Below are 22,574 nucleotides of genomic sequence, written 5' to 3'. Positions count from 1 at the left end.
CGATGCGCCGCACCGCGGTCAGTTTTTGCGCCGTGCGACGGCCAGGTTGGCCACGCCCAGCAGGACGGCCACCAGTGCCGCAACCAGGGCGGTGATCGGCAACCAGGACGGCGTTGCGCTGCCAGCGGGTGGAGCCGTGGCCGCCGGGTGCGAGGCATCGCTACCGGTGGCGGTCAGTGTCAGCACCGGTACGGGATGCTCGGGCGCAGGGCCGCCTGCAGTCGTCGTTTCGTTCCAGTTCACCACCGTGCCGTCGCTGTAGGTCTGGGCCGTGGGAAGGGCGATCGACGGTGCTTTGGGTAGTGGACCTGCCGCGATGCTGAAGGTGTCGAACAGGTTCGGCGCAATGCCATGGTTGCCCGGTGCGACTTTCCATTCCACGGTGGCGATGTAGTCGGTCACTTCGTTGCCGTCGTCGTCTTTTTGCGGGGTGGTCAGCGTTTTGTGGGTCACTGTCACGATCCAGCCCGGCTTGTCCTGGGCGGTGACGGAAATGATCGGGTGATCGGCGGGCAGTGTCACCACCATGCCGGTGGTGGAGGCGGTAGCGGATTCGGTGGGCACCCGGAACGTCAGCACGCCGAAACCGCCAGGCGTGGTGTCGGTGCCGGACACTTTCACGTGCGCCGCGGCTGTGGCTGCCGGCGCCAGCATCGCTGCGGTCACCGCCACCGCGGCGGCGGCCACACGCCGTTGACGTGCTCCCATGGATGGCTCCTATCGCCTGTTCGTGGCTGCACTGATGCAGCGCATGGCCTGTATTAGTCGTGTGCGCTCCCGGTCTGGTTCCCGCACCACGTGATCGCACCCCGATGCTTACCCGCCTGCCCGAGCGCGGCGATTTCAGGTGGTCGCGGGCCGTTGGCCACCATCGGTTCGCGGTGATACGTTGCGCATCGGAAAGTCGTAGGCGGCGCGGAAATCCGGTGCAAATCCGGTGCGGTCGCGCCACTGTGACCACCGGCATTGCGGCTGCGCGAGGACGGTGGGAGTCAGACCCGCCCGCCTGCATCACCCACGACAGGGACGCGTGATCCCCACGGAGGTAACCGGTGTCTGAATCAGTCCAGTTGTCCCCCAAGGGGTTTGGCCGTGTCGCCCAGGCATGGGATCGCCGCGACTGGCGGGAATTCGGTGCCCTGGCCGCCGCGATCGTCGCGCTGCACGTCGTCGGGTTCGGCTCGCTGGTGCTGCTGGTGGCCCCGCACCACTACCAGGTCGGCACGCAGGTGTTCGGCGTCGGCCTGGGCGTGACCGCGTACATGTTCGGCCTGCGACATGCCTTCGACGCCGACCACATTGCGGCGATCGACAACACCACCCGCAAGCTGACCGCTGACGGGACCAGACCCAAATCGGTCGGCTTCTGGTTCGCCATGGGCCACTCCACGATGGTGTTGGTCATGGCAGTGTTGGTCATCGCGGCCACCACCGTGGCCGGGGTGCTCGAAAATGACGATTCGGCGGCCCGGCACAACCTGGGCATCGCCGGAACCCTTGCCTCAGGTCTGTTCCTGTGGCTGATCGGCATCGTCAATATCGTTGCCTTGGCCGGGATTTGGCGGGTGTTCACCGCGTTGCGTCGCGGCGAATTCAACGAAGACGAGCTCGAACAGCAGCTCGACAGCCGCGGCTTCCTGGCCCGTATCCTGCGCCCGATCATGCGGCGAATCACGCATCCGATCCAGATGTTCCCCGTCGGTGTGCTGTTCGGTCTGGGCTTCGACACCGCCACTGAAGTCACGTTGTTGGCGCTGGCCGGGACCGGGGCTGCCGCCGGTCTGCCGTGGTACGCGGTGTTGACGCTCCCGGTGCTGTTCGCCGCCGGGATGAGCCTGATGGATACCGCCGACGGTCTGTTCATGACCGTGGCCTACGACTGGGCGTTCGCCAAACCAGTCCGCAAGATCTTCTACAACCTCACGATCACTGGTCTGTCGATCGCGGTGGCGCTGCTGATCGGCACCATCGAACTTGTTGGGGTGCTGCACAACAACGGCGTTTGGGTGAATCCGGTCAGCGATTGGATCAGTGCCTTGGACCTGAATAACGTCGGCTTCATCATCGTCGGTCTGTTCGCGATCACCTGGCTGGTTGCGGTCGTGTACTGGCGCCTCAGCGGCGTCGAACAACGCTGGGCAGGCGTGCCCGTCGGGCCTTCCTGACACGTCTGCGCGGGCCTCCTAGCATCTATGCATGACCAGCAATGAGACCGAGCAATCCACCGGATGCGGGAACCCAAACTGCACGTGTGAAAACTGTCAATGCGGTCCGGAATGCACCTGCGGCACTGCCGGCACCACGACCTAACATCCACAAATGCCCGGTACCGCACGCAGCTGCCGGGATAGCGGCCACGCCTCAGTCGGCGAGCCGAATCAACCGTGCGCACAAGGAAATTTGTCCGGCGCTAGATGCTAGGTCTCTCGTCGCATGTGCCCGAACCGCGCCGAAGAAATAGTCAGATATTGTCGGTGACTGGTCGGCTCCGAGCCTGGGCTGTCAGGCGAACAATGGTATTGAGCTGACAAGCGGCCGAAGAGCCATGCTATCGATCCCCCAGTCCTCGGCGAGATCAACAGGCGAGAGAAGATGATCGATCGTGCTGATGCTGTCGGCGGCAGGCCCTAACGGAGCAGCTCGTGGAGACCTGTGCTGCAACATCTTTGATCTTGCATCGCGTGGTGTTGCGCCGCCACGTCAGGACCTCAGACTGTGTCGGGCCGCGCGTTGTCATGGCTCGTACTTCCGACGATCATGCTTGCCTCATTCGAGGCGAGACAAGTTGCCGAGCTGCGCAAGGTCAGCTGCCTCGAGGACCTATTGGCCCATCCGCACGACAGCACCGGCCACCAGCGCTGAGCGGACTGCGATCCCCGCGAACCAGCCACGCCACCGCCCCACCAGCGCCGTGCGCCGGTTCACCGGGCACCTTGGCCTTGTATGTCCATCAGCGGGACCGACCCACGACCAACCCACATCGCCCCATCATCCACTGTCGAGGCAAATATCAAACGCCACTCGAAATCCCGCTCGGTGCCGCGGAATTGCGCAAGGCTTGCCGAGTGGATGGCAACTGCACGCTCACTGCATTGGCACACGCGCCGCGTTCACCCACAGCCAGTGTCCCGCCGTGGGTGGCGATGATCCGAGCAGCCAACTCCAGACCGGAGTGGCGCTCTGACGACGTCCGGCCGGCGTGGGCGACCGGGGAATACGGGCCGTCGTCGCGGACAATGATGACTGCCTGGGCATCGCGGCGATACACCACCAGCTCGATCGCAGAGGCGGCATTACACCGAGCGTGATCAACCAGTGCGGCGACCGCGCGTTTCAACATCGCAGCGTCACCCACCACGTAGGTCGGCCGCAGGTCGGTGCGGATCGACAACGCACTGTTTCGCTCCAGCCAACCAGCATGCTGGACCAACACATCATCGAGGAAGACCATCTCTCCGGCACCGCCAGTCACACCGCCACACGGTATGGACCGCGACCTGAACGCACGCTGAGAACGACAGAGGTGAGGAGGCCCGATTCAGATGGCGCCGCAAGATTGTCGCTATTGGCAGAGTCTAATTGTGCCGTGTAGGCGGGTTTATCAAGCGCCGAAGAATATGCCTAGGCCGGGATATTGAGGTACTAAAAGTGGCAAATGTCGGCGCCAAAATATTATTTCTTGATAGTTAATATCGCAATCACTGCAAACTGAATTAATTGACGGTGGTGGAAGAATGTCGGCAATCAACATGCAGTTGTAGAAATTTTTTGCTGAATCTATTGGCATTCGGGCAAACGTGGTAATTTCCAATAAGCCGCGCGCGGGGCCGACAAAACACTTTGAATCCAAAGGAGGATTCGATCGTGTCCAAGCATCGCAAGCAAAAGTCCGGTAGGACCTTAAGGTCCGTCAATTATCTTGCGACCGGTGCCCTGGGCGTCGCGGCCGCGAGCGCCAGCATCGCGATGGCTGTTCCGCCGGGCGCGCTGGACGCGATAACGGCGTCGCCGCCACCGGTGCGCGGCGTCGAATTGACGGACTTCAGCTTCCCGCTGGCTCCTGCGCAGGACCCGAACAATCCGCTTTGGTGGTTGACGGGGCTGTTCGGCGCGAACGCTTCACCGCCCGGGCCGAAGGCGCTGATTACGCCGTTCGCGCCGACGACACCGGATCCCCTGGACAGCCCATGTGGCCTGGTCTGCAATGGCGCCGCAGGCACGGCGGCACACCCGAACGGGCAGGCCGGCGGCATTCTGTTCGGCGACGGCGGCCAAGGCTGGGACAGCACCGATGCCGGAGTCAACGGCGGTGACGGCGGCGGCGCGGGCCTGCTGTTCGGCAGTGGTGGCCGAGGTGGCAACGGTGCTGACGGTACCGATGTCCTAGCCGGCAGTAACGGCGGCAAGGGCGGAAACATGGGTCTGCTCGGGCTGTTCGGGACCGGCGGCAAGGGCGGTAATGGTGGCGCAGGTGGCTTCGGCGCCACTGGTGTCACCGGTGGCGCGGGTGGCGACGGCGTTGCGGGTACTGATGGCGCGACCGGCGGCGCGGGTAGTACGGGCTCGACCGGGCAGGCGGGCACCGCGGGTACGGCGGGTACGGCAGGTACGGCGGGTACGGCAGGTACGGCAGGCAGTGTCGGTTCCAAAGGCAGCAACGGCTTCCTGCTCGGTTTCAACGGCGGCACGGGCGGCACGGGCGGCGCGGGTAACGCAGGCGGCGTGGGTGGTACCGGCGGTACGGGCGGCACCGGTGGTACGGGCGGTACCGGTGGCACCGGCGGCGTCGGCGGATCGGGCACCCCGGGTGGTTCTGGCGGCGGCGGTGGCGCGGGCGGAACCGGCTTGCAAGGCACAGCTGCAGGCGCAGGTGGTGCGGGCGGCAGCGCCGGGCTGCTCACGCTGTTCGGCGGCGGTGGCCAGGGCGGCGACGGCGGTATTGGCGGTACCGGTGGTACAGGTGGTACCGGCGGATCCGGTGGCACGGGAGGCACCGGCGGCAATGCCGGCGACGGCGGTAAAGGTGGCAATGGCGGTACCGGTGGAGCCGGTGGCACGGGCGGCACTGGCGGCACGGGTGGCACAGGTGGCACTGGCGGCACGGGTGGCACCGGCGGTGCTGGTGGCGACGCGATCGTGACTCCCTTCACTCCCTACAAGGGCGGAGACGGCGGCACGGGTGGTACGGGTGGCACTGGTGGCACCGGTGGCACAGGTGGCACTGGTGGCGCCGCAGGCGTCGGAGGCACAGGTGGCGCTGGCGGTACCGGCGGCAACCCCGGAAACGCCGGTGCTGGTGGCGGCGGCGGCCAGGGCGGCTCGGGTGGAATCGGCGGCACGGGAGGTACCGGCGGTGCGGCCGGTGCTGGTGGCGGTGGCGGATTGCTGGGCGGCCTGGGTCTCGGTTCGGGTGGAACGGCCGGTAGTGCTGGTGCGACAGGCGCAAAGGGCTCGACTGGTGCGACTGGTGCGACCGGGTCGACAGGTGCCAGTGGAAAGACAGGAAGCACCGGTGCGTCGGGCAGTACTGGAGCTACCGGAACCAGCGGGACCCCGGGCAGCGCAGGACACACCGGCAGTACCGGCAGCAAGGGCAGTACCGGCAGCAAGGGGACTAACGGCTCCATCGGTATTGCAGGTCCGTTCGGTGCCGTGACCGGTGGCGGTGCGGGTGGCGCAGGCGGTGCCGGTGGCGGTGGCGGTGCCGGTGGCGCAGGTGGTGCCGGCGGCGGCGCCTAGCTGCCGACAGGACACGACGGTCGACCACCCCTGACGATGAAATACATTGTCAGGGGTGGTCTTTCGTGGATTCTGGACCGATGTCCTACAGCTGCTGAATGCTGCTAACTCCGTCGAGTTGAGCGGTGATGGGTCCGGAGTCCAGGGCCTGATTGAGTCGCTCGACGTCGAACATCGCGGGTCCGGTGACGGCTGCGCCGACGAGTACGTATCGAGTGCCATCGCCCGCGCTGAGGACGGTGCTGGCGACCGCACATGCACCCGCCGGCGAGGCGGCATCATTGACATTGACCCCGACTTGGACGACATGCGGCTCCGCGGCCAGTACCGCCTGCAGACGGCCGATGAGGGCCTCCGGCGAGAAGAACCGCCACCCCTCACCGAGGTGCAGCCAGTATCGGCCGTGCAGTCTGTCCTGGATGTACTGCAGTTGGGCGACGCCTTCGGCGCGAGGCCCGGTGATGAATTCCAGGAATGGATACCTGCGCTGCAAAGCCCGCCGATCCTCCACCGGCAGTCCGGTGTCGAGCGCCACGAACCGGCCGACGCTCGCAACGTCGAGGCAGCAGTTCAAGAATGAATCCACTGCCGCTTCTACGACGCTGCGGCGCGCCCCGGTAACCAGGCTGACGCTGACCTCGGCCTTCGGGTCATAGCCAACTATCTTGCGCACCAATGATTCTGGATAAGACATTGCATTCTCCAGCAGGACTGGAACTGATTGGTCGCGGTTGATTGCGATTCTGCGACGGTCGTCGTCGGGGATATCGGAGCGGTTCAGCAGCTCGCGGCACAACGTGAACGATTCTTCATGCCGGCCGGTCCATGATGCGCAGACCGACTGCTCGTCAAGGGCGCGCCAACGATAGACGGACGCGTCGACGAACAGAATGTCATCCTCTGGAAGAGGTATTGCCGCTGCGCGTTGCGCAAACAGGTGACCAAGCTGGTACGCACCTCTGGCACGGTACTCGGCGGCGACGGCATGGAGGGGTTCGGCGCGGGTCGGCCGGAACTCCCATGCCCGCAAGTAGGCGTCCAACACTTCCGGCCATGGTTCGCCGAGGCTGAACATGGATCTGGCCACCTGGCATAGCGCGTAGAACTTCTCTTCCTCCCAGCCGCCCATCTGGGCGCGGCGTTCCGACCAGATGCGGGCGTTGGTGAAATCACCGAGATTGAAATAGCTTTCGGCGAGGTAGAACGCTGAGCGTTCGTTGGTCGGATCGCGCTCCACCTCTGCCAACAACAGGTCTCGGTCCCGTTCGTACTTTTTGGGATCCTTGTTGCGGGCGCCGAGTCGACGGGACTCGATGAAGTAGTCGCCTTCGAGGCGTTCCTCGCGGAACGGCTCAGTGCAGTCGGCGTATTCGTGGACCACGCCGACGTATCGCCACGGCATGCCGTCGCGAAATAGCTGTCGCCGCCAGTAGAGCAGACCGTCGCTGATTCGCATGCTGTAGACATCGGCGGACAGTCGGGTGAAGTCGGGTCGCCCCCGCACGGTGTCGTCGGCGTCCATGACCCAGATGTAGTCACTGTGGCCTTGCGCGAGCTGCAGCGCCTCGGAACGGTTCTCGCCGAAATTGCGCCAGCTTCGCTCATGTACCTCGCCCGGGACGCCCAGCCGTGCCATGTGATTTCGGATCTTGCTCTGGGTCCCATCGTCCGAACCGGTGTCCACGATCACCCAGAAGTTGATGAAGGGCGCGACCGCATCAAGCACCTCGGTGACGATGTGTGCTTCGTTGCGCACGATCATGTTGAGACAGATCGTCGGCTCGCGTGGATTCTCCACTGAATCCGTATACCCGATTCGGCCTGGTGTTTGCTGCGCTTCGACAGAAACGCTTCGGCGCGGTCGTTGCGCGGTCTGGCCTCGGACTCCGCGTTCGCCGTCTGGCCGGGCGCATCCGCATCAGCGCATCTTCACGCTACGGTGGTGCCCATGGTCCGCACCTCTGTCGCGTTCGCACTCGTGCTGGCGGCCGGGATCTCGGGGTGCGGAAGATCAGAGCCCGCGGCTGGTGACTTCGCCGGGGACCTGTCCAAGAGCGTGACGGTCGAGGCGACGACCGGTCACCTGGCCAAGCTGCAGGCCATCGCCGACGCTCACGGTGGGAACCGGGCGTTCGGCACACCTGGTTACGACGCGAGCGTGGACTACGTCGCGAATGCGCTGCGCGCCAAGGGTTTCGACGTCGTCACTCCGGATATGGAAGTCAAGGTGGCGTACAACAACACGCCTGAACTGACCGTGGCCGGCACGCGGATACCGACGCGGGCGCTCGAGTACTCGGTCGGCACGCCGGGGCTCACGGCGCCGCTGGTGCCGGTCAAGGGCGGCCCCGGATCAGGCTGCAACAGTGCCGATTACGACGGCCTGCCGATCAAGGGCGCGGTCGCGCTGGTGGACCGCGGCACGTGCCCCTTCGCGGTGAAGGAAGCGACCGCGGCAGTCCACGGCGCGGTCGCGCTGGTGGTGGCCGACAACAAGGACGATGTCGACGACGCGGGCATCCCCGGGCGCGGCGGCACCCTTGGCGCCAAGGCGACGGTGAAGATTCCCGCGGTACTGATCTCGAAGGCGGCCGGGGCTCGGCTTCGGGCCGCCCCGGGGCCGGTGTCCCTCAAGCTGGACGCCGGTGTGCGGGTTGAGCACACCCGCAACGTGATAGCCCAGACCAAGACGGGATCCGAGCATGACGTCGTGATGGTCGGTGCACATCTGGACAGCGTCAAGGAAGGGCCCGGGATCAACGACAACGGCTCCGGCGTGGCCGCGGTCCTGGAGACGGCTTTGCAGTTGGGCAGCGCCCCGAAAATCGCGAACGCGGTGCGGTTCGCGTTCTGGGGCGCCGAGGAGGAGGGCACGATCGGCTCTGACCGATACATCGAATCCCTCGACGTCGAGGCGCTCAAAGACATTGCGCTGTATCTGAATTTCGACATGCTGGCCTCGGAGAACGCCGGCTATTTCAGTTACGACGGCAACCTGTCCGGCCCGCCGCTGGCCGACGACCTGGTGCCGCGTATCCCGGAGGGCTCGGCGGGAATCGATCGCACCTTCACGGCGTATCTGTCCGATGCCGGTAAGCCGCCTCAGGACTACCCGTTCAACGGACGGTCGGACTACGACGCCTTCACCAAGGCCGGTATCCCGGCGGGTGGGTTGGGCACCGGCGACGAGGAAAACATGAACGACGAGCAGGCCCGGCTGTGGGGCGGCACCGCCGGAAAACCTTTCGACTCCAACTACCACAAGAAGACGGACGACTTGGCGCACATCAACCGCACGGCAATGGACATCATGGGTCGTGGAGTGGCTTTCGGGGTGGGGCGGTACGCCCAGGATTTGAGTGGCCGCAACGGCGTTCCGGTCCGCGATGACCGGACCCGGCACGTGGTCTCGGCATCATGAGGCGGGCACTGGCCGCCGGGCTGCTGACCGCTGTTCTGGCGTCGTGTGCACCACCGCCGCAGCCACCGGCCCCACCGCCGCCGCCCGCGCCTGATCTCGCGCGCGATCTGGCCGGCAGGGTGGGCACCGACGGCATCTACACGCATCTGAGGAAGTTCGCCGCCATCGCGGCGGAGAACAAGGGCACCCGCGCCGACGGCACCCCCGGCTACCAGGCCAGCGTCGACTACGTCGCGAACCTGCTGCGGGACAAAGGGTTCGACGTGCAGACCCCCGAGTATGTGCGCGTGGAACGCGGTGCCCCCGGCAATCCGGTGCTCGACGTCGGTGGCCGTCGGTGGGGGGTCGTGCAGGCCTCGCTGTTGACGTCCACGGCGCCCGGCGGCCTGACCGCGCCGACGTTGCACCCTGTCAAGCCGGCCGGTTGCGCTCCGGACGATTACGGCACCCTCAACCTGCGGGGAGCCATCGCGGTGGTCGACGACGCGGTGTGCTCGGTGGTCGACAAGCAGAATGCGGCGGTGGCCCGCGGCGCGGTCGCGGTGCTGGTGGTCAGCCCGCCCAGCGCGAACGGCGCCCCGCGCGGGCTGTTCAGCCCCGGCTACTACGAACACCTCAACACGCCGGTGGGCATCATCGGCAAGGACGCCGATGCCGTACTGCTGAAAACCAACAGCCCGGTGAAGCTCACCCTCGACGCCAAGAACACCGGTGTGAAATCGCGAAACGTCTTGGCTCAGACCAAGACCGGTGATCCGCACAGCGTAGTGCTGGCGGGCGCGCACCTCGACAGCGCGCCGACGAGCGCGGGCATCAATGACGCGGCAACCGGGGTGTCGGCACTGCTGGAGACGGCCGCAGCGCTGGGCGGCTCGCCGAAGATCGAGAACGCGGTGCGGTTCACGTTCTGGGGTTCGGGCGCCGTGGGTCAGGAAGGCGCCACCAAGTACGTGCGCGGGTTGGCCGCCGAACCGCTGAATGACATTGCGCTGTATCTGGATTTCGACATCCTCGGTTCGCCCAACGCCGGGTTCTTCACGTTCGACGGCGACCAGTCCGGTCAGGCGAACCCCGAGATTCCCCTCGACGCGGTGCCCGCCGGGTCGGCCGGGCTCGAGCGCACGCTGGCCGGATATCTGTACCTCGCCGGCAAGCGGCCCGCCGACATGACGATGGATCTGGGCAGTGGCTACGGCCCGTTCCTCACCGCCGGGATTCCGGTCGGCGGCATCTCGACGGGAACGTCGCAGCGCAAGTCGCCGATCCAGGCGCGCTTGTGGGGTGGACAGGCGGGCGCCGCCTTCGATCCCGGGTATGGGCCGAAGGGCGATACCGTCGAGCAGCTGAACCGCGCCGCGCTGGCCGTGACCGGACCCACTGTCGCGTTTGCGGTCGGCACATACGCGCAGTCGCTGACGGGCCCCAATGGCGTGCCGTTGCACGACGAACGACACCGGCAAGCAGGCAAGTAGCCAGGTTTCACAGCTACTGCATAACTGGAATCGCCGTTCCTGTGAGTCCGGTTGCCAGGTTGCCGGGTTAGTAATGGTGCCCATGAAAAGCACCTATCGCCGTTGGTCGGCCGTCGCCGGCACCGTGATCGTCGTGGCCATGGGCGGGCTGACCGTCGCCTGTGGTTCGCAGGGCAACAACGCGCCGGCCACCGTGACGGTCACCCCGTCGAGCACCACGACGACGGCCAAGCAGCACCACGGCGGTGGTGGCGGCGGTAGCGCGGGCGGCGGTCAGCAGCAGGCGCCGGCGCCCGCTCCGGAGACGGTGACCAACACCGAGACGGCCACCCAGACCGAGACCCAGACGCAGACCGAGACCTCGACGTCGGTGCAGACCTCGACGGTCTACCAGCCGCAGCCGCGCGAGCGCGGCGGCTTCAACAACTTCGGGCCGCAGCAGCACTGATCAGGCCCTGAGTTAGGTCCGTCACTGCTTGTATGCAAGCTTGCATGCAAGTTGCTACTGTCGTCCCGTGGCCATTGATCAGACTCCCGCCAGCGAGCGCGCCTACCGTGACACCAAGAGCAAGATCCTGGTCGGCGCGGTCAAGGGCGGGCAGCTGCTGAGCGAGGTGGAAGTCGCGGCGGAGCTCGGCGTGAGCCGGACACCGGTGCACGAGGCCTTCCTGCGTCTGGCGGCCGAGGACCTGCTCGACCTGCTGCCCCGGCGGGGCGCGGTCGTCGTACCGATCCCACCGCGTGAGGCCACCGACCTGCTCGAGATGCGCCTGGCGCTGGAGGGCAGTGCTGTGCGCCGCCTCTGCCGTTCTGAGGCCACCGCGCAGGCAGTGGCTGCCGAACTCGCCCGGCTGATCGACCAGCAGCGTGGCGCGGCCACCGATCTGGCGCGCTTCGCCGAGCTCGACGACGCCTTCCACCGGCACATCGTGGACTCCGCCGGCAACTGCGTCGCGCAGCGGTTCTACGGCTCGTTGGGCGACCGGCAACGCCGCATGATGGCCGACGCCGTGCAGGCCGACCAGACGCTCGTCGAACGGCTCATCGCCGAACACGCCGAGCTGGCCCAGGCCATCGACGTCCGCGACGCGACGGCGTTCGACGCCCGCCTGCTGGCGCACCTCGAGTCGACGTACGAGGTGGTGCTGCGATGAGTCGCGCCCGTGTGAAGCCATGGCTCGCCGTCGCCGCCGGTGTCTTCTGCATCGGTTGGGGCGGAAACCAATTCACCCCGATGCTGATCGAATACGTGCACCGCGCCGGATACTCGCGCGTGGACGTCGACGTCCTGCTGGGCGCCTACGTGCTGGGCCTGATCCCCGGCCTGCTGGTCGCGGCGGCCATGTCGAACCGGTACGGCCGGCGCCCATTGATGGTCGCGGGCTTGATCAGCTCGGCGCTGGGCAGCCTGATTCTCGCGACCGGTGAATTGGGCGGATTCCCAGCACTTTTCGTCGGCCGGCTGCTGTGTGGGCTGAGCGTGGGTGTCGCGATGGCCGTCGGTTCGACCTGGATCGCGGAGCTGTCCGCACCGCCGTATGACACCGCAGCGACGGGGGCCGGCGCCCGGCGGGCCTCGATCTGGCTGTCGCTGGGGCTGGCGATCGGCCCCTTGTGCTCGGGCCTGCTGGCGCAGTTCGCGCCGCTGCCGTTGACGCTGACGTACCTGGTGCAGGCGGCGCTGTGCGCGCCCGCACTGTGGCTGGTGCGGTACCGGACGGTGGAGACCCGGAGCGCTCGCGTCAGTGGAGACCTGTTGTCGCAGTTGCGGGTTCCCGCCGCGACGCACCGCCGCTTCGTCCGAGTGGTGGCCCCGATGGCGCCCTGGGTGTTCGGCTCGGCGGCCATCGCGTACGCCATCGTGCCGGCGCTCGTCGCTGATCGGCTCGGCTCCTGGGCGCTGCTGTACACCGCCGGCCTGACGGTGCTGACGCTGGCCTGTGGCGTGCTGGTGCAGCCGATCGCGAGGCGGCTGGACGACCATTCCAGCGCCCGCGCGGTGGTGGTGTCGATGGTGCTGATGTCGGCGGGCGTGTTCGCCGCGGTCGCCACCGCCGTCACCCGCTCACCGGTCGTCGCGGTGCTGGTGGCCATGCTGCTGGGCAGCGCGTACGGCATCGCCATCGTGTCCGGGCTGCTGGAGATTCAGCGCATCGCCAAACCGCACGAGCTGGCCGGGGTGTCCGGCGTGTACTACTCGCTGGCGTACGTCGGCTTCCTGCTGCCGGCGTTGCTCGCCGCGCTGGCCCACTACGTCAGCTACCCGGCGATGCTCACCGTGGTCGGCCTACTGGCGGCGGTGTGCACGGTGATCTGTGCGGCCGGCTGGTCCAAGCACCTGCCGGCCCGCGCGTAGATCGGGATTTGTGCACGATTTTCCGCGGTCACCGCGGAAAATCGTGCACAAATCCGGCTCTTCTGACATATCCGTGGGTGGGTTTTAGGTTCCGAAGAGGCGCACGTCGTTGTGGCATAGGGTTTCTGGCTTGTCTAGGGTCAGTAACCACAGAGAGCCAACAACGACGTGCGCAAGACGAGGGTAGGGCGTGCGCTGCTGGGTGTCGACCAGCGCACCGTGATTGAGGACATCGAGTTCGAAGAATCCGACGACGGCGGCGAGATCACGGCCGTTGTGGTGCGGGCGCGTCCGCGCAGTGGCGGTCAGCGTCGGTGTGGCCGGTGCAGTTCGCGGTCGCCTCGGTTTGACCGGGGTGAGGGGGTGCGGCGGTGGCGCAGCCTGGATTGCGGCACGATCCCGGTGTTCGTCGAAGCGGCCGCGCCGCGGGTGAATTGCCGTGTGCACGGGCCGACGGTGGTCGCGGTGCCGTGGGCGCGCCATGGCGCCGGGCATACCTACGCATTCGATGACACGGTGGCCTGGTTGGCGGTGGCCTGCTCGAAAACCGCTGTGCGCGAACTGATGCGGGTCGCGTGGCGTACGGTCGGGTCGATCGTGTCCCGGGTGTGGGCCGATACCGAAAAGCGGGTCGATCTGTTCGCGGGGCTGCGCCGGATCGGGATTGATGAGATCTCCTACAAGCGCCACCACAAGTACCTGACTGTGGTGGTTGATCACGACAGCGGCCGGCTGGTGTGGGCTGCTGCGGGTCGTGACGGTGCCACCTTGAGGCAGTTCTTCGACGCCCTGGGGCCGCAGCGGTCCGCACTGATCACCCATGTCTCCGCCGATGCTGCGGAATGGATCGCCGAGGTGGTCGCCGAGCGCTGCCCGACCGCGATCCGCTGTGCTGATCCGTTTCATGTGGTGGCCTGGGCCACTGAGGCTTTGGATGTCGAGCGGCGCCGCGCCTGGAACGATGCCCGCGCCCTGGCCCGCACCGAGCCCACATGGGGCCGCGGCCGCCCGGCCAAGGATGCCCCGCCACGGCCGGGGCGTGAAAGGGCCCGGCGACTCAAAGGGGCGCGCTACGCGCTGTGGAAGAACCCCGAGGATCTCACCGAACGGCAGAACGCGAAGCTGTCCTGGATCGCGAAGACCGATAAGCGGCTCTACCGGGCATATCTACTCAAAGAGGGCTTGCGGCACGTGTTTTCGGTCAAAGGCGACGAAGGCAAGCAGGCCCTGGACGCATGGCTGTCCTGGGCGCGGCGATGCCGGATCCCGGTCTTCGTGGAGTTGGCGGCCCGGATCAAAAAACACCGAGTCGCGATCGACGCCTCCCTGGACCACAGACTGTCTCAGGGACTGATCGAATCCACCAACACCAAAATCCGTGTCCTAACCCGAATCGCGTTCGGATTCCGATCCCCCGAAGCGCTCATCGCGCTAGCCATGCTCGCCCTCGGAGGTCACCGCCCCGCCCTACCCGGCCGCCCCAAACACCCACGGATATGTCAGTAGAGCCACAAATCCCCGGCTAACGGTTGCGGGCGACGTTGGCGGCCAGGTACAGGACGTAGCCGATCACGCCGACGGTCGCGAGCTTGCGGGTCTGCGGCACGATCAGGCCGACGCCGAGCGCCGTCTCGATCGATCCGTTGACCTTGAGGTGCTTGTCGATGTCGTCCGGGAACGCCGTCGCGGTGATGCCCTTGAACAGGTCGGGCTTGGCGAAGTGTGCCAGCCCGGCCAGCGCGAGGCCGATCCCGGCCAGCAGGCCCTTCTTTCCAGCGGTGTTCTCAGCGGCGTCGGTCACCTGTGGTCCTCTCTGATCACGAAATCTTGTAGTCGCTCAACGGAAATTCGGAAGCTTCCCGAATCGCCGTCTCGGTCGACGACGGGCGCAGCAGAGTGGGCTCGCCCGCGGGATTGAAATAGTACGAGTGCGCGCTGGCGCAGTTGCCGAGGGTGAACAGCGAGTCGCCGAGCAGTTCGGTCATGCGGTCGAGGAACGCGGTGTTGGCTTCCTCGGTGACCTCGAACGTCGTCGCTCCGCGTTTCTTCACCTCGGTGAAAAGCCGGTCCATCAACCGCATCTGGTACTCCATGGTGTTGAAGAAGTTCAACCCCAGGAACGCGTAGGGACTGGCCAGGCTCAGGTAGTTCGGGAAGTACGGCATCGAGACGCCCTGGTAGGCCTGGAAACGCGTTTCGCGCCACCACTTTCCGAGATCGCGGCCCTCGCGGCCGATCACCTCGATGGCCGGGAAGTTGGCCTCCCACAGGTCGAAACCGGTGGCGAGGACCAGGGTGTCGATCTCGACCTTGACCCCGTCGTTGCCGATGATGCCGTCGGCGACGATGTGGTCGATGCCGGCGTCCTGCAGGTGCACGTTGGGCCGGTTGAAGGCCTGGTAGTAGCCGTTGCTGAAAGTCGGCCGCTTGCAACCGAAGTCGTAGTCCGGGGTCAGCCGGCGCCGCAGGTCCTTGTCGCGGATGACGAAGAAGCGGTGCATCTTCGACAGGTCGGACGCGGAGATGTTGAAGCGGCCGCGGAACATGCCGTAATGGCGGACCCCGACCGACACCATGACCTCGTAGATCGAGTCGGTGAGCCAGCGCAGCACGCGCTGCGTCAACGGGAACCGGGCGAACATCTTCTTGGCGCGGGCGCCGAAGCGCGGGTCGATCTTGGGCACCACCCAGATCGGCGTGCGCTGGAACACCGTCAGGTCGGCGGCGGTCTTGGCCAACTCGGGGATGAGCTGCACCGCGGTGGCGCCGGTGCCGATGACGGCAACGCGCTTGCCCGCCGGGTCGTAGTCGTCATCCCAGTCGGTGGTGTGGATGACGCGACCTTCGAAACTCTCGATGCCGGGAATCGCCGGGATGTTCGGCTGCGACAGGAAGCCGGTGGCGGTGATCAGGTAGCGGGCGCTGAGGGTCTCACCGTCGGCGATGTTGATGCGCCACAGCGACGCCTCCTCATCCCAGCGGGCGCCGTTGACGACGACGTTGAACCGGATGTGCCGCCGCACGTCGTACTTGGCGGCGACGTCGTCGGCGTAGCGCTTGATCTCCGGGCCCGGCGTGAACAGCCGCGACCAGTTCGGGTTGGGCTCGAAGAAGTACGAGTACGTGGTGGTGGGCACGTCGACCGCGAGCCCCGGATAGTGGTTGACGTACCAGGTGCCGCCGAGGTCGTCCTCGCGCTCCAGGATCGTGAAGTTTTCGATCCCGAGGCGTTTGAGCTGGATGGCCGCACCGATACCGGCGAATCCTGCGCCGACGATGACCGCGTCGAACTGCTGCGTCGTCATATTCAGACGGTACCTCAGGTACCGCTTCGCGCCACGAACACAAGAGCCGCGGCGACCGCCAGCGCGGGGACGTCCAGGGTCTTGGAGCCCAGGTCGTGGCGGGCCCCGGTGATCTCGATGAGCTCGGTGGGCGCCGGGATCAGCTGGGCCGCGGCGGTGAGCTCGTCGATGCTGCCGAACGGGTCGGCCGTGCCGTGCGTGAAGACCGTCGGGACCTTGATCTGGCCCAGGTGCTCGGTGCGTGCCCGCTCGGGCTTGCCCGGTGGGTGCAGGGGATAGGAGAACAGCGTCAGTGCCGCCAGGTCGGCGCCCTGAGCCGCCACCATCGACGTCATCCGGCCACCGTAGGAGTGGCCGCCGGCGACCACCGGTCCATCGGTCAGTGTGTGGGCGAATTCGATGGCCTCGACGATGCCCTGCTGGTCCGATGCCGCCGAGTTGGACGGCGGGCCCTTCGGGCGGCGGCGCCGGTAGGGCAGGTTGTAGCGGATGGCGAGCCAGCCGTGGCGGGCCCATTCGTCGCAGATCCGGATGATGAGCGGGGCGTCGCGGTTGCTGCCCGCGCCGTGCGTCAGCAGCACGACGCCCGTCGGAGTGCCGTCGGGTTCGTGCGCGATGCCCGCGATGTCCTCGAGGCTCACGCTCAGGCCCGATCGTCTTCGCGCGAGCGCTCATCCGCCAACCGGAAGAGTGCGTTGACCGGACCGTGGCCGTGGCCCAGCGGGTAGGCCGCCCGCAGGCACTCGGTGACCCAGCTCTTGCCGAACGCGACCGCGTCGGGCACCGAAAAGCCGTGCGCCAGTGCGCAGGCCGTGGACGCGGCGAGGGTGTCGCCGGCGCCGTGGTCATGGCCGGTGTCGATGCGCTCGGTGGTGAATTCGTAGAACTCGTTGCCGTCGTACAGCAGGTCCGGGCTGTGATCGCTGGACCGCAGATGGCCGCCCTTGACCAGCGCCCACTTCGGGCCCAGATCGTGCAGGGCCTTGGCGGCATCACGCTGGGTCGCCGCATCCACCACGTCGATGCCGGTGATCAGCCGGACCTCGTCGAGGTTCGGGGTGACCAGCGTGGCAATCGGGAACAGCTGCGTGCGAACCGAATTCAGCGCGCTCGGGTGCAGCAGTGGGTCGCCGTGCATCGACGCGCACACCGGGTCGACGACGAGCGGGATGTCACCGTCGAGACTCTGCCACGTCTCCGCGACCGCGCCGATGATCTCGGCCGAGGCCAGCATGCCGGTCTTGGCCGCCTGGATGCCGATGTCGTCGGCCACCGCGGTGATCTGCCCGCTGATGATGTCCAGCGGCAGCTCGTGAAAACCCTTGACCCCCACCGAGTTCTGCACCGTCACCGCCGCGACGGCGACGCATCCGTGCACGCCGAGCATCGCGAAGGTGCGCAGGTCGGCCTGGATGCCGGCGCCACCGCCGGAATCCGAGCCGGCGATGGTCATCACCCGCAGCGGCGTTTCGCCCGGCGGGGTCAGAGGTAAAAAGGTCACGGACGCATCATTCCAGCATGGGTAGATACACCCGGTTGCCGTGGTCGGCGAACTCCTGGGATTTCTCCGCCATGCCCTGGGCGATCTCGTCCGCGTAATCGGGAGCGACCCCGTCCGGGTAGGCGTCGCGGATGTCCTGCGTGATGCGCATCGAGCAGAACTTCGGGCCGCACATCGAGCAGAAGTGCGCCGTCTTGGCCGGCTCGGCGGGCAGCGTCTCGTCGTGGTACTCGCGGGCGGTGTCCGGGTCGAGCGACAGCGCGAACTGGTCGTGCCAGCGGAACTCGAAGCGGGCCTGCGACAGGGCGTTGTCACGGTCCTGCGCACCGGGGTGGCCCTTGGCCAGGTCGGCGGCGTGCGCGGCGATCTTGTAGGCGATCACGCCGTCCTTGACGTCCTTGCGGTTGGGCAGACCCAGGTGTTCCTTGGGCGTGACGTAGCAGAGCATCGCGGTACCGGCCTGCGCGATGATCGCCGCGCCGATGGCCGAGGTGATGTGGTCGTAAGCCGGCGCGATGTCCGTCGCGAGCGGGCCGAGGGTGTAGAACGGCGCCTCCTCGCAGAGTTCTTCCTCCAGGCGGACGTTCTCGACGATCTTGTGCATCGGGACGTGGCCCGGACCCTCGATCATCACCTGCACGCCATGGGATTTGGCGATCTTGGTGAGCTCGCCCAAGGTGCGCAGCTCGGCGAACTGGGCTTCGTCGTTGGCGTCGGCGATCGAGCCGGGACGCAGGCCGTCACCGAGGGAGAAGGTGACGTCGTAGCGCTGCAGGATTTCGCAGAGCTCTTCGAAGTGCGTGTACAGGAACGACTCCTGGTGGTGCGCCAGGCACCAGGCCGCCATGATCGAGCCGCCGCGCGACACGATGCCGGTGACGCGCTTGACCGTCAGCGGGATGTAGCGCAGCAGCACGCCGGCGTGCACCGTCATGTAGTCGACGCCCTGCTCGCACTGCTCGATGACGGTGTCGCGGTAGAGCTCCCACGTCAGCTTGGTGGGATCGCCGTTGACCTTCTCCAGCGCTTGATAGATCGGCACGGTGCCGACCGGCACGGGGGAGTTGCGCAGGATCCACTCGCGGGTCTGGTGGATGTCCTTGCCGGTGGACAGATCCATGATGGTGTCGGCGCCCCAGCGGGTGGCCCACACCATCTTGTCGACCTCTTCGGAAATGGACGACGTCACGGCGCTATTGCCGATGTTGGCGTTGACCTTCACCGCGAACGCCTTGCCGATGATCATCGGCTCGAGCTCGGGGTGATTGTGGTTGGCCGGAATGATGGCGCGACCGATGGCGACCTCGTCGCGGACCAGCTCGGCGGGGACGCCCTCGCGCTCGGCGATGAACGCCATCTCTGCGGTGATCTCGCCGCCCCGGGCGCGCTGCAGCTGGGTGCCGCGGTCCTTGACGACGCCGGGGCGGGCGGGCAGGCCCTTCTCGAGGTCGATGGTGGCGGTCTCGTCGGTGTACGGACCCGAGGTGTCGTACAGGTCGAGGTGGTCGCCGGTGGTCAGGTTGACCCGCCGGAACGGGACCTTTCCACCGTCGGGAAGCTCCCGGTAAACCTTGGTGCTGCCCTGGATCGGGCCGCAGGAAAGGTCGTTGAATACAGCAATTGCAGTCATCTGCTTACTCCCTACGCCGGCATTACCCGGTCAGGTTCATACGGTCGACGGCGCCATTCAGCCGTCCTCTCAGCGCACCAAGGTGTGCGCTCCCGCGCGGACGTTGTTCACCGTAGTCGATCGCCGTGGGAAGGCAAGGGTGCGTGCGAACCCGTTTCGGGCGTTCGGTGACCGGGAATCGAATTGTCATGAGGTCGTTTGTATAGCTAACATATGTTTTTCTGATATTGGAGCGAAGACCGACTGATGACGACTGACACCGAGCTCACCGGGCCGCGCGACACCGCACTCGCGGCAACCGCGCGCCGACGCGTCCAGATGGACCACGACCATCCGCGCTACAAGTGGGTCGTGCTGGCCAACACCACGCTGGGCACACTGCTGGCCACGATCAACGCGTCGATCGTGCTGATCTCACTGCCGGCGATCTTCCGGGGCATCGGGCTGAACCCGCTGGCGCCGAGCAACGTCAGCTACCTGCTGTGGATGCTGATGGGCTACCTCGTGGTGACGGCCGTGCTCGTGGTGCCGTTCGGCCGGCTCGGGGACATGTACGGCCGGGTCCGCATCTACAACCTGGGTTTCGTCATCTTCACGCTGGCGGCCGTCGCGCTGTCGTTCGATCCGTTCCACCTCGGTGGCGGTGCGATCTGGCTCATCGCCTGGCGGGTGATCCAGGGCATCGGCGGCGCGATGCTGATGGCGTCGTCGTCGGCGATCCTGACCGACGCCTTCCCGGCCAACCAGCGCGGCATGGCACTCGGCGTGAACATGGTGGCCGCGGTGGCCGGATCGTTCCTCGGTCTGCTCATCGGCGGGTTCCTCTCGGAATGGGAGTGGAAGGCCGTGTTCTGGGTCGGCATCCCGATCGGCGTGATCGGCGCCATCTGGAGCTACCGCTCGCTGCGTGAGCTGGGCGCCCGGTCGCCCGGCAAGCTGGACTGGGCCGGCACCGTGACATTCGGCCTGGGCCTGACGGTGCTGCTGCTCGGCATCACGTATGGCATTCAGCCGTACGGTGATTCGCCGACGGGCTGGGGCAGCCCCGCCGTCCTCGGCTCGATCGGTGTGGGTCTGCTGCTGCTGGTCGTGTTCTGCATCATCGAGCTCAAGGTCGAGTCGCCGATGGTCGACATGCGGCTGTTCAAGTCGGCGACCTTCGGCATGGGCAACCTGGCCGGGCTGCTGTCGTCGGTGGGCCGCGGTGGCCTCCAATTCATGCTCATCATCTGGCTGCAGGGCATCTGGCTGCTGTTGCACGGCTACGACTTCGAATCGACGCCGCTGTGGGCGGGCATCTACCTGCTGCCGGCGACCATCGGCTTCCTGGTTGCGGCACCCGTCGCCGGCAGCCTGTCCGACCGCTTCGGCGCGCGGCCACTGGCGGTCGGCGGCATGCTGCTGATGGCGGTGACCTTCGTTGCGCTGCTGCTGATTCCGGTCAATTTCGCGTACTGGGAATTCGCCCTGCTGGTGTTCCTCAACGGCGTCGGCGGCGGTATCTTCACCGCGCCGAACACCGCGGCCATCATGTCCAGCGTGCCGGCGGCGCAGCGCGGCGCGGCGTCGGGTGTGCGGTCGACGTTCTTCAACGCCGGCAGCTCGCTGTCGATCGGTATCTTCTTCTCGCTCATGGTCGTCGGGCTGGCCGGCACCTTGCCGACCGCGTTGTCCAGTGGCCTGCAGCAGCAAGGGGTTTCGGCCGACGTCGCGCAGCAGGTCGCCGAACTGCCGCCGGTGGGCAGCCTGTTCGCGGCCTTCCTCGGCTACAACCCGGTGGGCGAGCTGCTGGCTCCGTTCCACACGCTGCAACAGCCGGGCGTCGATGCCGCCACCCTGACGGGTCAGAGCTTCTTCCCGCAGCTCATCACCGAGCCGTTCCACTCCGGCCTGGTCGTGGTGTTCGGCGCGGCGGCGGTCATGATGCTGCTGGGTGCGGTGGCGTCGATGTTCAACCCCGGTACCTACGCCACCGAGCCCGGCGCCGACAACGCGGCGTGACGGCCGGTCAGCGGTCGAAAACAGCTGTCAGATAGTCGGATTCGGGTATCGACTGGCACGCCAGCCGGACGCCGATGCCGAGTTCGTAGTCGTCGAGGGTGTCGTTGATCCGCATGCTCACCTGGCCTTCGCGCAGCGTGTACGCGCAGGCGCCGCAGTTGCCTTCGCGGCAGGCGTAGGGTGCGTCGATACCTCGGCTCAGCAGGGTGTCGAGCAGCACTTCGCTCTTGGGCCAGCTGATCTCGTGGGTATCGCCGTCGATCTCGACGGTCGCGGTCACCGCGTCGGAGGCTGCGGCCGAACGGGTCGCCGGCTCCGGCGCGGCGAAAGCATCCGTGGTCAGTGAGACGAAGACCTCGCGGTGCACGTGCTCACAGGCGACGCCGGCGTCGTGCAGGGCGGCCGCGGCCACGTCCATGAATGCGGCTGGGCCGCACAGGTAGGCGGCGGTATCGGCTGCGGGTGTCGAGGGCAGCAAGGAGCGCAGGCCGGCCGGAGTGGGCAGGCTGGACTCCGACTCGAGCCAGTGTGCGACCGTCAGCCGGTCGGCATGTGCCGCAAGCAGTTCCGCCAACTCGGCGTCGAAGATGACCGACTCGCGGTCGCGGTTGGCGTAGACGAGTGTCACCCGGCGGCCGGACTGCAGCAGTTCGGCGCGGATCATCGAGATGACCGGGGTGATGCCACTGCCGGCGGCGACGAAGACCAGCTCGCTGTCTGCCGGACGGACCGTGAAAGCGCCTGCGGGCGTGAGGGATTCCAGTGTCATACCGGCCTCGGCATGGTCGCACAGCCAGTTGGATGCGAGGCCGCCCGCGGTGCGCTTGACGGTCACCTTCAGGTGCTCGTCGGCGGCCGGACTGCTCGACAGTGAATAGCACCGCGAGACCGCGCCGCCGTGTGCCGGGATGCGCAGGGTCAGGAACTGGCCGGCCTGGTAGGTGAACTGGTCACGCGCGTCGTGCGCGGCCGTCAGGACCAGCGACACGGCGTCGGGGGTCTCGGTGATCACCTCGACCACGGTCAACTCGTGCGACCTGGACGCTGTCGATGCGGTCATGGGAAATGCCTTCCGTCGTGGGACCAGGTCAGATTGTCGTCGTTAACTGTGCCATTGACAAATGGCACAGTTAATGATGATCTAGTTGC

18 protein-coding genes and 1 riboswitch are annotated in these 22,574 nt (G+C 66.7%); of the genes, 9 read left to right on the top strand and 9 right to left on the bottom strand.

What is annotated here, in order from left to right; genetic code table 11:
* Nucleotides 1-18: 18 nt before the first annotated feature.
* Entirely contained in the window at nucleotides 19-687 is a 669-nt protein-coding gene (locus ACZ5IQ_RS24965; RefSeq protein WP_464480435.1) for a YcnI family protein, read from the bottom strand.
* 365 nt (nucleotides 688-1,052) lie between these two features.
* Between ACZ5IQ_RS24965 and nicT the strand changes: the two genes are divergently transcribed.
* Nucleotides 1,053-2,165 (top strand): Nickel transporter NicT, encoded by a 1,113-nt coding sequence (gene nicT, locus ACZ5IQ_RS24960; protein WP_267324071.1) that lies wholly within the window; start codon nucleotides 1,053-1,055, stop codon nucleotides 2,163-2,165.
* An 845-nt stretch (nucleotides 2,166-3,010) separates the two neighbouring features.
* Here nicT and ACZ5IQ_RS24955 read toward each other — a convergent pair.
* Nucleotides 3,011-3,472, bottom strand: coding sequence for an ATP-binding protein (locus ACZ5IQ_RS24955; RefSeq protein ID WP_267324070.1), 462 nt, complete (start codon nucleotides 3,470-3,472; stop codon nucleotides 3,011-3,013).
* Between the two features lie 494 nt (nucleotides 3,473-3,966).
* Here ACZ5IQ_RS24955 and ACZ5IQ_RS24950 point away from each other — a divergent pair, with 494 nt between their 5' ends.
* Nucleotides 3,967-5,739, top strand: a complete 1,773-nt coding sequence (locus ACZ5IQ_RS24950) for a PGRS repeat-containing protein (RefSeq protein WP_464480434.1) — start codon at nucleotides 3,967-3,969, stop codon at nucleotides 5,737-5,739.
* An 85-nt stretch (nucleotides 5,740-5,824) separates the two neighbouring features.
* Here ACZ5IQ_RS24950 and ACZ5IQ_RS24945 read toward each other — a convergent pair whose 3' ends face one another.
* The gene (locus ACZ5IQ_RS24945) at nucleotides 5,825-7,537 is read right to left on the bottom strand and encodes a tetratricopeptide repeat-containing glycosyltransferase (protein WP_464480433.1); all 1,713 of its coding nucleotides are present in this window, start codon (nucleotides 7,535-7,537) and stop codon (nucleotides 5,825-5,827) included.
* A 150-nt stretch (nucleotides 7,538-7,687) separates the two neighbouring features.
* Here ACZ5IQ_RS24945 and ACZ5IQ_RS24940 point away from each other — a divergent pair, with 150 nt between their 5' ends.
* From ACZ5IQ_RS24940 to ACZ5IQ_RS24915, 6 genes are all read left to right on the top strand, one after another.
* On the top strand, nucleotides 7,688-9,160 hold the full coding sequence (locus ACZ5IQ_RS24940; protein ID WP_464480432.1) for a M28 family peptidase: 1,473 nt from the start codon (nucleotides 7,688-7,690) through the stop codon (nucleotides 9,158-9,160).
* The gene (locus ACZ5IQ_RS24935) at nucleotides 9,157-10,632 is read left to right on the top strand and encodes a M28 family peptidase (RefSeq protein ID WP_346415977.1); all 1,476 of its coding nucleotides are present in this window, start codon (nucleotides 9,157-9,159) and stop codon (nucleotides 10,630-10,632) included. Before ACZ5IQ_RS24940 ends, ACZ5IQ_RS24935 begins: the two co-directional genes overlap by 4 nt.
* Nucleotides 10,633-10,714: 82 nt before the next feature.
* The gene (locus tag ACZ5IQ_RS24930; RefSeq protein ID WP_464480431.1) at nucleotides 10,715-11,080 is read left to right on the top strand and encodes a hypothetical protein; all 366 of its coding nucleotides are present in this window, start codon (nucleotides 10,715-10,717) and stop codon (nucleotides 11,078-11,080) included.
* Between the two features lie 67 nt (nucleotides 11,081-11,147).
* Nucleotides 11,148-11,786 carry a GntR family transcriptional regulator gene (locus tag ACZ5IQ_RS24925; protein ID WP_464480430.1) on the top strand — a complete coding sequence of 213 codons (639 nt, stop codon included), beginning with the start codon at nucleotides 11,148-11,150 and terminating at the stop codon, nucleotides 11,784-11,786.
* Nucleotides 11,783-12,988, top strand: coding sequence for an MFS transporter (locus ACZ5IQ_RS24920; RefSeq protein ID WP_464480429.1), 1,206 nt, complete (start codon nucleotides 11,783-11,785; stop codon nucleotides 12,986-12,988). Before ACZ5IQ_RS24925 ends, ACZ5IQ_RS24920 begins: the two co-directional genes overlap by 4 nt.
* Nucleotides 12,989-13,156: 168 nt before the next feature.
* Nucleotides 13,157-14,494 (top strand): ISL3 family transposase, encoded by a 1,338-nt coding sequence (locus ACZ5IQ_RS24915; RefSeq protein ID WP_226518578.1) that lies wholly within the window; start codon nucleotides 13,157-13,159, stop codon nucleotides 14,492-14,494.
* Nucleotides 14,495-14,510: 16 nt separating this feature from the next.
* Here ACZ5IQ_RS24915 and ACZ5IQ_RS24910 read toward each other — a convergent pair whose 3' ends face one another.
* The 5 genes from ACZ5IQ_RS24910 to thiC form a co-directional block, all read right to left on the bottom strand.
* Nucleotides 14,511-14,789: a hypothetical protein gene (locus ACZ5IQ_RS24910; RefSeq protein ID WP_464480428.1), complete on the bottom strand. Its 279-nt coding sequence runs from the start codon at nucleotides 14,787-14,789 to the stop codon at nucleotides 14,511-14,513.
* 16 nt (nucleotides 14,790-14,805) lie between these two features.
* Nucleotides 14,806-16,293, bottom strand: coding sequence for a flavin-containing monooxygenase (locus tag ACZ5IQ_RS24905; RefSeq protein WP_133427849.1), 1,488 nt, complete (start codon nucleotides 16,291-16,293; stop codon nucleotides 14,806-14,808).
* Nucleotides 16,294-16,307: 14 nt separating this feature from the next.
* The gene (locus ACZ5IQ_RS24900; protein ID WP_064860942.1) at nucleotides 16,308-16,934 is read right to left on the bottom strand and encodes an alpha/beta hydrolase family protein; all 627 of its coding nucleotides are present in this window, start codon (nucleotides 16,932-16,934) and stop codon (nucleotides 16,308-16,310) included.
* Between the two features lie 2 nt (nucleotides 16,935-16,936).
* Nucleotides 16,937-17,794, bottom strand: coding sequence for a bifunctional hydroxymethylpyrimidine kinase/phosphomethylpyrimidine kinase (gene thiD, locus ACZ5IQ_RS24895; RefSeq protein WP_133427848.1), 858 nt, complete (start codon nucleotides 17,792-17,794; stop codon nucleotides 16,937-16,939).
* 7 nt (nucleotides 17,795-17,801) lie between these two features.
* Nucleotides 17,802-19,424, bottom strand: coding sequence for a phosphomethylpyrimidine synthase ThiC (gene thiC / locus ACZ5IQ_RS24890; RefSeq protein WP_133427847.1), 1,623 nt, complete (start codon nucleotides 19,422-19,424; stop codon nucleotides 17,802-17,804).
* Nucleotides 19,416-19,530: riboswitch (TPP riboswitch) on the bottom strand. Its footprint overlaps the gene before it by 9 nt.
* 140 nt (nucleotides 19,531-19,670) lie before the next feature.
* Between thiC and ACZ5IQ_RS24885 the strand changes: the two genes are divergently transcribed.
* Nucleotides 19,671-21,425 carry an MFS transporter gene (locus ACZ5IQ_RS24885; protein WP_464480427.1) on the top strand — a complete coding sequence of 585 codons (1,755 nt, stop codon included), beginning with the start codon at nucleotides 19,671-19,673 and terminating at the stop codon, nucleotides 21,423-21,425.
* 7 nt (nucleotides 21,426-21,432) lie between these two features.
* Here the strand turns inward: ACZ5IQ_RS24885 and ACZ5IQ_RS24880 are convergent, their stop codons facing one another.
* Entirely contained in the window at nucleotides 21,433-22,485 is a 1,053-nt protein-coding gene (locus tag ACZ5IQ_RS24880; RefSeq protein ID WP_073694759.1) for a ferredoxin--NADP reductase, read from the bottom strand.
* Between the last annotated feature and the right edge of the window lie 89 nt (nucleotides 22,486-22,574).

It is taken from the genome of Mycobacterium toneyamaense (assembly GCF_055384815.1).
This window is presented reverse-complemented; position numbering and strand designations above follow the sequence as displayed.

Coding starts and splice junctions, on each gene's coding strand:
- ACZ5IQ_RS24950 (WP_464480434.1), top strand. CDS start 3,967: ATGGCTGTTCCGCCGGGCGCGCTGGACGCGATAACGGCGTCGCCGCCA.
- ACZ5IQ_RS24940 (WP_464480432.1), top strand. CDS start 7,688: ATGGTCCGCACCTCTGTCGCGTTCGCACTCGTGCTGGCGGCCGGGATC.
- ACZ5IQ_RS24935 (WP_346415977.1), top strand. CDS start 9,157: ATGAGGCGGGCACTGGCCGCCGGGCTGCTGACCGCTGTTCTGGCGTCG.
- ACZ5IQ_RS24930 (WP_464480431.1), top strand. CDS start 10,715: ATGAAAAGCACCTATCGCCGTTGGTCGGCCGTCGCCGGCACCGTGATC.
- ACZ5IQ_RS24920 (WP_464480429.1), top strand. CDS start 11,783: ATGAGTCGCGCCCGTGTGAAGCCATGGCTCGCCGTCGCCGCCGGTGTC.
- ACZ5IQ_RS24905 (WP_133427849.1), bottom strand. CDS start 16,293: ATGACGACGCAGCAGTTCGACGCGGTCATCGTCGGCGCAGGATTCGCC.
- thiC (WP_133427847.1), bottom strand. CDS start 19,424: ATGACTGCAATTGCTGTATTCAACGACCTTTCCTGCGGCCCGATCCAG.
- ACZ5IQ_RS24885 (WP_464480427.1), top strand. CDS start 19,671: ATGACGACTGACACCGAGCTCACCGGGCCGCGCGACACCGCACTCGCG.
- ACZ5IQ_RS24880 (WP_073694759.1), bottom strand. CDS start 22,485: ATGACCGCATCGACAGCGTCCAGGTCGCACGAGTTGACCGTGGTCGAG.